The organism is Mesorhizobium sp. M7A.F.Ca.US.005.03.2.1 (assembly GCF_003997795.1).
GTDB classification, from domain to species: domain Bacteria; phylum Pseudomonadota; class Alphaproteobacteria; order Rhizobiales; family Rhizobiaceae; genus Mesorhizobium; species Mesorhizobium ciceri.
Genome location: NZ_RZRP01000164.1, coordinates 1 through 9,260 on the forward strand (window position 1 = coordinate 1; position 9,260 = coordinate 9,260).

The 9,260-nt window shown below is 64.4% G+C and carries 9 protein-coding genes; 2 read left to right on the forward strand and 7 right to left on the reverse strand.

Annotation, left to right across the window (positions count from 1 at the left end):
• Window positions 1-502, reverse strand: a 502-nt coding sequence (locus tag EN991_RS11885) for an SDR family NAD(P)-dependent oxidoreductase (protein ID WP_127368809.1), incomplete at its 3' end; no start/stop codon positions are given.
• Window positions 503-779: 277 nt separating this feature from the next.
• Between EN991_RS11885 and EN991_RS11890 the strand changes: the two genes are divergently transcribed.
• Window positions 780-1,676: a LysR family transcriptional regulator gene (locus tag EN991_RS11890; RefSeq protein ID WP_127368810.1), complete on the forward strand. Its 897-nt coding sequence runs from the start codon at window positions 780-782 to the stop codon at window positions 1,674-1,676.
• A 277-nt stretch (window positions 1,677-1,953) separates the two neighbouring features.
• Here EN991_RS11890 and recQ read toward each other — a convergent pair whose 3' ends face one another.
• The gene (gene recQ / locus EN991_RS11895) at window positions 1,954-3,795 is read right to left on the reverse strand and encodes a DNA helicase RecQ (RefSeq protein ID WP_127368811.1); all 1,842 of its coding nucleotides are present in this window, start codon (window positions 3,793-3,795) and stop codon (window positions 1,954-1,956) included.
• Window positions 3,795-4,556 (reverse strand): sulfotransferase, encoded by a 762-nt coding sequence (locus tag EN991_RS11900; RefSeq protein WP_013529050.1) that lies wholly within the window; start codon window positions 4,554-4,556, stop codon window positions 3,795-3,797. The genes recQ and EN991_RS11900 overlap by 1 nt, the downstream gene beginning before the upstream one ends.
• Window positions 4,557-4,905: 349 nt before the next feature.
• Here EN991_RS11900 and EN991_RS11905 point away from each other — a divergent pair, with 349 nt between their 5' ends.
• Window positions 4,906-6,327: a coniferyl aldehyde dehydrogenase gene (locus tag EN991_RS11905; RefSeq protein ID WP_127368812.1), complete on the forward strand. Its 1,422-nt coding sequence runs from the start codon at window positions 4,906-4,908 to the stop codon at window positions 6,325-6,327.
• 271 nt (window positions 6,328-6,598) lie between these two features.
• On the opposite strand, the gene EN991_RS11910 is transcribed toward EN991_RS11905, so the two are convergent.
• The 4 genes from EN991_RS11910 to EN991_RS11925 form a co-directional block, all read right to left on the reverse strand.
• A complete protein-coding gene (locus EN991_RS11910; protein ID WP_063169447.1) occupies window positions 6,599-6,934 on the reverse strand; it encodes a cupin domain-containing protein in 336 nt (111 codons plus the stop codon).
• A gap of 66 nt (window positions 6,935-7,000) precedes the next feature.
• Complete coding sequence (gene kduD / locus EN991_RS11915; RefSeq protein ID WP_127368813.1) at window positions 7,001-7,759, reverse strand: 2-dehydro-3-deoxy-D-gluconate 5-dehydrogenase KduD; 759 nt, start codon at window positions 7,757-7,759, stop codon at window positions 7,001-7,003.
• Entirely contained in the window at window positions 7,756-8,607 is an 852-nt protein-coding gene (gene kduI / locus EN991_RS11920) for a 5-dehydro-4-deoxy-D-glucuronate isomerase (protein ID WP_013529046.1), read from the reverse strand. Before kduI ends, kduD begins: the two co-directional genes overlap by 4 nt.
• A gap of 22 nt (window positions 8,608-8,629) precedes the next feature.
• On the reverse strand, window positions 8,630-9,260 hold a 631-nt coding region (locus EN991_RS11925), incomplete at its 5' end, for an FCD domain-containing protein (protein ID WP_164768995.1).

Below are 9,260 nucleotides of genomic sequence, written 5' to 3' on the forward strand. Positions count from 1 at the left end.
GGTCTTCCGCCCAGGTCCGCGCGAGGTTGCGCACGGCCGCCTTGCTCGCGCTATAGACGCTGAATGCGGGCGCGCCCGTGGTGCCGGCGCTCGATCCGGTCAGGATAATCGAACCGCCCTCGCCCATCAGCGGCAGCGCCTTCTGGACCGTGAAGATCGTACCCTTCACATTGGTGTTGAAGGTTTCGTCAATGTGCTCGGCGGTGAGCTTGCCGAGCGGAAGCAGGCTTCCCACCCCGGCGTTGGCGAAGATGATGTCGAGGCTTCCGCGCTCGGCCTTCACCGCCGCGTAGAGCCGATCAAGGTCGGCCTCATCCGAGACCGAGCCCTTCACCGCGCGGGCATTGGGCCCGAGCTCGGCCACAGCGGCGTCTAGCGCTTCCTGCCGGCGGCCGAAGATGAAGACGAAGGCGCCCTCCTCGATGAAGCGCTTTGCAGCGGCGAGGCCGATGCCGGTGGCACCACCCGTTATAACCGCAACCTTACCGTCCAGTTTTCCCATGACTTAATCCTTCCAGGCTCTGTCTTTGGTCGTTCGGGGACGCCCCGAGAACCTCTAGATGGGCCCGCCGGGGTCGCGCGGTGAGTGCGGAAGCGCGCACATCGGTGGTGCAGAATCGATCCGCTTTCAGGATTGACGCCAGCCCGCGACGATCCGTGTCCGCCGTTCGGAATAGCGTCGCCCTTGTCGACACAAGCCACGATATCCCGTCCCTACTGCTGTAGGATGTGTTAGATACGGGCTTTGGAAGGCGCACCGCGCGGTGCCGGATTGCACCATGATCGACTGGGATGACGTTCGCTACTTTCTAGCCGTCGCACGCGGAGGCTCGGTGCGGGCTGCCGGCGCGCAGCTCGGGGTGAATCACTCGACCGTGCTGCGACGCATCGCACAGCTTGAGGAACGCCTCGGGGCGCAAATGTTCGAAAAGCTGCCTTCGGGCTACCGCCTGACCGCTGCGGGCGAGGAGGTCCTCGAGCTCGCGAACCAGATGGAAGCGTCGTCGCACCAGCTGGAGACGCGCGTCTTCGGGCGCGACCAGAGCGTACGCGGACTTCTGCGGGTGACGCTGGCACCGCCCCTCGCGACGCACCTGCTCATGCCGGACTTCGCCGATTTCGCGTACGTGCATCCAGACATCGAGATGGAAATCCTGTCGTCCGGCGAACTGGCAAATCTGACCAACCGAGAGGCCGACGTGGCGATCCGCGTCGTCTACGACCGCAAAACCCTGCCGCTCAATCTTCACGGCCTGAAGGGAGCGGAGGTGTTTGGCGGCGTCTACATGTCCCGCGACCGCCTGGCCGCGTGGCGTGCGGGCGCACCTGATCCCATCCGGTGGATCGTCATAAGCGTTCATGGAATTCCAGAGTGGGCCAGCGCGGGTGAGGTTGGCACCACGGGAGTTCCATTCAGGATCACGGACGCCGAGGCGCAGATCGTTGCCGTACGGCAAGGTCTCGGGATCACGACACTGCCGTGCTTCGTCGGAGATGCCGACCCCCTGCTGGTGAGGGTGCCGGGCACCGACCTGCACCTGTACGGAACGCTCTGGCTTCTCACACATGGGGAGACACGCAAGACGAAGCGCGTGCGGCTCTTCACTGAGTTCGTATCCCGCAGGCTCGCCGCCCACGCTCCGCTTCTCGCGGGACTGTCCACATCGCGCGACTGACGCCCGGCGGGTCGCCCGCGACGCTTGCAGTGGATAGGTGCCTGCAAGCGGACAGCGGCATCTATTGCGGTTGCAGATGCTCGGCCATGAAGTCGATGCACGCCTCGGTCTGGGCCTGATCTGTCGACCGGCCGGCCAGAAAACGTTGAACTAATCGGTCCCTGGGGGGGCATGGGCGGTGGAGGAATGGGCGGCGGCGGCACAGGAGGTTTCGGAACGGATGCCTTCTCCGAAGATCCCTCTGCTTCACGGCGCGTGACCAGTCGCTGATCTGACCTCAGGCCGCCTCACCCGACCGGTGCTCGGCAATCGCACTCAGAAAAACCTGGCCGAATTCCTTGAGCTTTGCCGCCCCAACCCCATTCACTTCGGCGAAGGCGTCGAGGTCGTGCGGGCGGCGCTCGGCCATGTCGATCAGCGTGCGATCGGAGAACACCACATAGGCCGGCACCTGGCGCTCCTTGGCGAGCCGCAGGCGCAAGGATTTGAGCGCGGCCAGTAGCCCGGTGTCCACAGCCGACTGCCCGAGATCCTGCCAGGAGCGCATCTTGCCGCGCAAGGCGCGGCTGCGTACCTCGACACGATAATGGAACGGCACCTCGCCACGGCCAAGCGCATGACCCTTTTCGGCGATGGCGAGGCCGCCATGACCGGCCGGATCCGGCATCAGGAACCCGCCGGCGACGAGTTGCCGGATCAGCGACAGCCAGAAATCCTTCTTGTGCGCCAGACCACTGCCGAAACTCGTGAGCCTCTGGTGGTTCCTGGCAAGCACCTTCTCGGTTTCATGGCCGAGCAGGATGTCGATGATATGGCCGGCACCGAAACGCTCACCGCTCTGGGCGATCGCCGTCAGGATGATCCGACCCTCGGCTCCGCCATCGGCGCGCGGTGCCTGGTCGAGGCAGGTGTCGCAATTGCCGCAAGGCTGCGCTTCCTCGCCGAAATAGCCGAGCAGCACCTGGCGGCGGCACTGCGCCGTCTCGCAATAGCCGATCAGCGTGTCGAGCCGGCCATGCGAGCGCCTCTTGTGCTCGGGCGGCGCATCCTCGTCGTCGATGAACATCCTGCGCATGCGGATATCGCCCAGGCCGAACAGCATATGCGCCTCGGCGTCCCGCCCATCGCGGCCGGCGCGGCCTATCTCCTGGTAGTAGGCCTCCAGGCTGCCCGGCATGTCGGTGTGGAAGACATAGGCGACGTCAGGCTTGTCGATGCCCATGCCGAAGGCGATGGTCGCCACCATGACGACGCCGGACAAGGTCATGAAGCTGTTCTGGTTGGCGTCACGCGCCTCCTTGCTCATGCCGGCATGATAGGCGAGCGCGGTGACACCGTTCTTCTCGAGGAAGGCCGCCATCTCCTCCGTCTTCTTGCGCGACAGGCAATAGACGATGCCGCTGCGGCCGGGATGGCGCTCGACGAAGCGCAGCAATTGCCGCTTGCTGTCCTGCTTGGCCTCAATGGCAAGCTTGATGTTCGGCCTGTCGAAGCCCAGCACCAGGGTCTCGACGCGCTCGGCAAACAGCCGGGATTCGATGTCGGTGCGCGTGCCTTCGTCCGCCGTTGCCGTCAGCGCGATGATCGGCACGCTGGGAAAGATGCCGCGCAGACGCGACAGGTCCTCGTATTCGCGCCGGAACGCCGGCCCCCATTGCGAGATACAATGCGCCTCGTCGACGGCGATCAGGCTGATATCGAGCCTGGCCAGCGCCTCGAGCATCCGTTCGGTCATCAACCGCTCCGGCGCGAGATAGAGCAGGCGCGTCTGGCCCGAGGCGACGCGACGCCATGCGGCAATATTGGCATCGCGGTCGATCGAGGAATTGATCGTATCGGCGGCCACGCCGGCAAGCCGCAAGGCGGCGACCTGATCCTGCATCAGCGCCACCAGCGGCGAAACGACAATGGTGAGCCCGCCCAGGACAAGCGCCGGCACCTGGTAGCAGAGCGATTTGCCGGCACCAGTCGGCATGACAGCCAGCACATGACGCCCGGCCAGCAACGCGTCCATGACATCGGCCTGCCCGGGGCGAAAATCATCGAAGCCGAACACGTCCTTCAGCACGCGCCGCTTGGGATCCAGCTCTTCTGTCGCGAGGGCCGCCGGTGCCTGCATCACCGCGCGTCCACGGTCGGCGTGCTTATTGGCATGTCATAGCCGAACTCGGCGCAGAAACGCTGGACGCGGGCGAGAAATGCCGGGGGCAGGCCGCCGAGATAGGTCCTGAATTCTTCATTCCGTTCCCATTTTCTCAACGAAGCCACCCGGATCGGATTGTCCGGGTCCTCGCTGAAACGAATGCGCGGTGTCAGTCCGAATGACTGCGCGATTCTGTCCTGCTGCGCATCGGGCGCGCCGATCATGTCTTCGTAGCGGACGAAAAGGATCTGCCGGTGCGGTTGTGCCTTCTTCAGCCGGATCAGCGCGTCGTATTCGGTCAGCCAGCGTTGCGGCGTGACGTGGAACCGACGCTGGTTGCGTGTTTGCGGATGCGAACTTGTCAGCGTGTCGAATGGATGGCGCGCGCAATAGATCAAGCCGATGGAGGTCGGTAGCTTCGCCAGATGCGCAAAACCGCGCGCATCGCGCTTGACGACGAGGTTCGATTCCGGCCGGTCCAACATGTCCAGCATTGCGTATCGCGCTTCGGGCGGATGGACGAAAATGTCCTCGAAACACCTCATCAGCCGCTGTGTCAGCGTCGTCCCGCTGCGTGCGCAGCCCGAAATGAAAATTCTGTTGGCGGGCGTCGCGCGTGCATATGTGCGTCTTTGCATGCGCTGTCTCAGAGACAGCGGCACGAACCGCAGAAACTCCCGCACAACCCTTCGCGCAGCCGCTCCAAACGCAGCCTCAAGCCTGTGAGCGCCCTTCATCCGCAATTCCGCTGGGCCGCGCGGCGCGGAACGCGCCGCTTGGGGTCCATGGCCAAGATGCTCGTCGCCGACATCAGCATCAGGCGGACACCGGGCTGGAATTTCGTAGACTGGAGAGGATGTGGAAACCGGTCAAGACGACTCTCTGGCGTGACGCTTTGGAGTAGCGCAGCCGTCATCCAACCACAACGCCCCCTTTGCAGGAACCTGTCGTTGATGCGGCCATCGGCGCCTGCCAGCCGGATGCCGTGCACATCCGAAAGCGGCTTCCCCTAGGACACCTGCACCCCCGCTGGATTCCGCCACGCACCACGATGTAAGCTCCGTCCGGCAAGCCAGGGAGGGCGTGATGCTGCAGACCAGACAGAATGTTCTCGGCGAGCGGTTCCACCTGCAGCGCGCCGCCTTCGAGGCGCAGCCTTTCCCCAACTTTGACGTTCGCAAGGATCGCCTCAAACGCCTGCTCGCGCTGACCGAGCGGCATGGAGCCGACATCTGCACCGCCATCGACACCGACTTTGGCGGCCGTTCCGCGCATGAGACGCGTCTTGCGGAACTGTTCGTCGTACGTGCCGGCATCCGCCACGCGCTGTCGCACCTCAGGGGCTGGATGCGCGAACGCCGCGTTGCCACCACCATGCCGTTCCTGCCCGGCAGAAATCGCCTCATCCCGCAGCCGCTCGGTGTCATCGGCATCGTGTCGCCCTGGAATTATCCTTTCCAGCTCGCCGTCGCGCCGGTGACCGCCGCCCTTGCCGCCGGCAACCGCGTGCTCATAAAACCTTCCGAATTGACGCCGGCTTTTTCGGCGTTGCTGGCCAAACTCGTTGCCGAGCATTTCGCACCCGATGAGCTCAGCGTCATCAGCGGCGACGCGGAGATGGGAAAGGCCTTCGTATCGATGCCTTTCGATCATTTGCTGTTCACCGGCTCGACCGCGGTCGGACGCCAGGTCGCGATCGCCGCGGCCGCCAACCTGACCCCGGTCACGCTCGAACTCGGCGGCAAGTCGCCGGCAATCTTCGATCCGTCATGCGACCTCGACGCGGCAGTATCCAGCATTGCCTACGGCAAGCTGTTGAATGCCGGGCAGACCTGTATCGCGCCGGATTATCTTCTGGTGCCGAAGGGGCAAGCAGGCACGGTCGCTGCCAGGCTCGCAACGGCGATCGCGAAGCTCTACCCGACCCTGCGCGACAACCCCGATTATACCGCCATCATCAGCGATCGGCACCACCGGCGCCTGCGCGACATGGTCACTGAAGCGCGTGACGCCGGCGCCGACGTCACCGAAATCAACCCGGCCGGCGAGGAACTTGACGCCAACAGCCGGAAGTTGCTGCCGACCCTGGTCCGCAATGCCGGCGCAAACCTGCGGCTGATGCGCGAAGAGATCTTTGGGCCGGTGCTGCCCATCGTAGAATACACCGGGATCGACGAGGCGATCGCCCATGTGAACGGGGCCGACCGCCCGCTGGCACTCTACTGGTTCGGCCGCGACAGCGGCAACCGTCAACGCATCCTGCACGAGACAATTGCCGGCGGCGTCACCGTCAACGACTGCATGCTGCATCTGGTACAGGAAAACCAGCCCTTCGGCGGCGTCGGCGCCAGCGGCATGGGCGCCTATCACGGCGAATGGGGATTTCGCACCTTCAGCAAGGAGAAACCGGTTTTCATGCAGTCGCGGCTGAGCGCGGGAAGCCTGCTGCGCCCGCCCTACGGCAAGACGTTCGAACGGCTTTTCAGCCTCCTGCGTCACATCACCTGACCGACCGAGCTACGCAGCCCCGGTGCATTAAGACTATCTTCACCACGGTGCGGCAGGGTCCTCATCCTGCGGTGATGTCTTGAGTACCGCGGCGCCACAAGCGCCCAGGCAACAGACCCGCGCCTCTTTCTGGGGTGCGGGTCATTCCCGCTCGATCTCTTACCCCTCGTTAGAGCAATTCCAGGAAAAGTGTGAAGCGGTTTTCCGTCTAGAATTGCGTCAAAACAAAGAGTTAGAGCAGCTCGCCGTTTCCGTGAAACGGTGAAATGCTCTAGCCGAGGAAATCGGCCCGGTGCGGCGCAAAGCTGTCGACCAGCCGCCCCGCTTCGAGCGCCTTGACCCCGTGCACCAGGCCCGACGGCACGATGAAACTCCCGCCCGTCCCAACGATCTCGCTCCGGCCGTCGATGGTCACCTCGAAGCGGCCCTCGGCGACATAGCTTGCCTGGACGTGCGGGTGCGAATGCAGGGCGCCGACGCCACCCTTGTCGAAGCCGAATTCGACCAGCATCAACTCGTCAGTGTGCAGGAGAATGCGGCGCCTGTTGCCGTCCGGTGTCGCCGTCCAGGCGCCCTCGCCGGCATGCGCGAAGATCTTTGCGGTCATCGTCGTCTCCTCAGCGCAATTCCAGGAAAAGTGTGAAACGGTTTCCGTTCGGAATTGCGTCAAAACCTAGCGTGCCAGCCAGCCACCATCCACCGGCACCACCGCGCCATGCATGTAGTTGGACGCCGGCGCCAGCAGGAAGACGGCGGCATCGCCAATGTCGCCCGCCTCGCCCCAGCGACCGGCCGGGATGCGCGCCAGGATGGCGGCGCTGCGGTCGGGATCGGCGCGCAGCGCCTGCGTGTTGTTGGTTTCGATATAGCCTGGCGCGATAGCGTTGACGTTGATGCCTTTTTGCGCCCATTCGCAGGCAAGCAGCCGGGTGATGCCCAGCACGCCATGCTTCGAGGCGGTGTAGGACGCCACGCGAATGCCGCCCTGAAAGCTCAGCACCGAGGCAATGTTGACGATCTTGCCTTTCCGCTCAGCGGCCAAGGCACGCCTGGCAAAGCTTTGGCAGAGCAAAAAAACCGCCTTCAGATTGACATCCATGACGTCGTCCCAATCGGCCTCGCTGAGATCGACGGCATCGGCGCGCCGGATGATGCCGGCATTGTTGACCAGCCCGTCGAGCGGGCCGCTTTCGTCCCAGACGCGGTCGAGCAAGGGGCCGGCGGCTGACGTGTCGGCAAGATCGGCGCTCACCGCCTCGAATTGCCCGCCCATCGTTGCGATTTTTCTTGCCGTATCGTCCATCGACGAGCGGCCGACGCCGATCACCGTGCCGCCGGCGCGTGCGATCGATACGGCGATGCCCTGGCCGATGCCGGTGTTGGCGCCGGTGACCAGGATACGTTTTCCGGCAAGGCTGAAGGGGTCGCTCACCGCAGATCGCCCAACGCCACCGGGTCGACATCGGTGTAGTCGACATTGTCGCCGGCCATCGCCCAGATGAACGCATAATTGGAAGTGCCGGCGCCGGAGTGGATCGACCAGCCCGGCGACAGCACGGCCTCTTCGTTGCCCATGACGATATGGCGCGTTTCGTCCGGCTCGCCCATGAAGTGGAAGACGCGCGCCGTCTCGGCCAGGTCGAAATAGAGATAGGCCTCCATGCGCCGGTCATGCACATGGCAAGGCATGGTGTTCCAGATAGAGCCCGGCGCCAGCTGGGTCATACCGACCACCAGCTGGCAGGTCTTTGCGCCATCGGCATGGATGAACTGGAAGATCGAACGCTCGTTGCAGGCATCCTTGCTGCCAAGATCGAGGCGCTTTGCATCGCCGATGCGGATCAGCCGGCTGGGATGAGCCAGATGCGCCGGCGCGCTGAGCAGATAGAACTTCGCCGGCGCCCCCTCGTCCGCTGAGGCGAAGGACACATCCTGTGTGCCCATGCCGAGATAGAGCATGTCGCGCGCCTGCAATTCGAAGGACTGGCCGCCGGTCGTGATGACGCCCACGCCACCGATGTTGACGGCGATCAACTCGCGCCGGTCGAGGAAACCTTTGGTGCCGGTCGGCTTGATCGCCTCCAGTTGGAGCGGCGAGCCTATCGGCACGGCGCCGCCGACGATCATGCGGTCGTAGTGGGTGTAGGTCAGGCTGATGCGGCCGGACTGGAACAGGCCGTCAATGTGGAAATTGTGACGGAGTTCATCGGTTCCCATCGCCGCGGCGGCAACCGGGTCTATGGCAAAGCGGGATGTGTAATCGGTATGGCTCTGGCTCATTTTCGTCCTGACTTGAAATGGGTCATTCGCCGGCGGCGGCCCTGACCGAACTGGCATAGAAAGCCTGACGCGCATGCAGGCGCTCGCGGTAGCGCTGCTGGCTGGCTGTGAGGTGCGCGCGCATTGCCTCGCGCGCCGCTTCGGCATCGCCCGATGTGATCGCATTGAGGATCACCAGATGTTCGCGCTGCAGCCCGCGCTGGTAGCTGTCGGATTGCGCCAGTTCGGTCGACCAGGGCGAGGTCACGTCGCACGGAATGGCGCGCCGGCCGAGCACGTCGAGCATCTCGACATAGAACGGGTTGTTGGTCGCGCTGGCGATGGCGCGGTGGAAGGCGAGGTCGGCCGGGCCGGTCGGCTCGCTGGCAAGCAGCAGCCGCTCGAATTCGAAGAAGGCTTCCTGGATCGCCGCCTCCTGCGCGGCGTTGCGGCGAATAGCGGCGATCCCGGCCGACTCGATCTCGATTGCCAGGCGTACCTCGAGCACGTTGAGCGCGATCGAATCCTTGGCTCCCATGTCGGCGGCAAGCGCTCCGAACATCGTCGAGATATGCTCGGTGACGAAGACGCCGGCGCCTTGACGCGACTCGACCAGGCCGTCGGCGGCAAGCTTGGCCAGCGCCTCGCGGATGACGGTGCGGCTGACGCCGAAG

Excerpts from the sequence above, each read along its gene's own strand:
- EN991_RS11900 (WP_013529050.1), bottom strand. The coding sequence starts at position 4,556 with ATGAAGGGCGCTCACAGGCTTGAGGCTGCGTTTGGAGCGGCTGCGCGA.
- EN991_RS11890 (WP_127368810.1), top strand. The coding sequence starts at position 780 with ATGATCGACTGGGATGACGTTCGCTACTTTCTAGCCGTCGCACGCGGA.
- kduI (WP_013529046.1), bottom strand. The coding sequence starts at position 8,607 with ATGAGCCAGAGCCATACCGATTACACATCCCGCTTTGCCATAGACCCG.
- EN991_RS11910 (WP_063169447.1), bottom strand. The coding sequence starts at position 6,934 with ATGACCGCAAAGATCTTCGCGCATGCCGGCGAGGGCGCCTGGACGGCG.
- recQ (WP_127368811.1), bottom strand. The coding sequence starts at position 3,795 with ATGCAGGCACCGGCGGCCCTCGCGACAGAAGAGCTGGATCCCAAGCGG.
- EN991_RS11905 (WP_127368812.1), top strand. The coding sequence starts at position 4,906 with ATGCTGCAGACCAGACAGAATGTTCTCGGCGAGCGGTTCCACCTGCAG.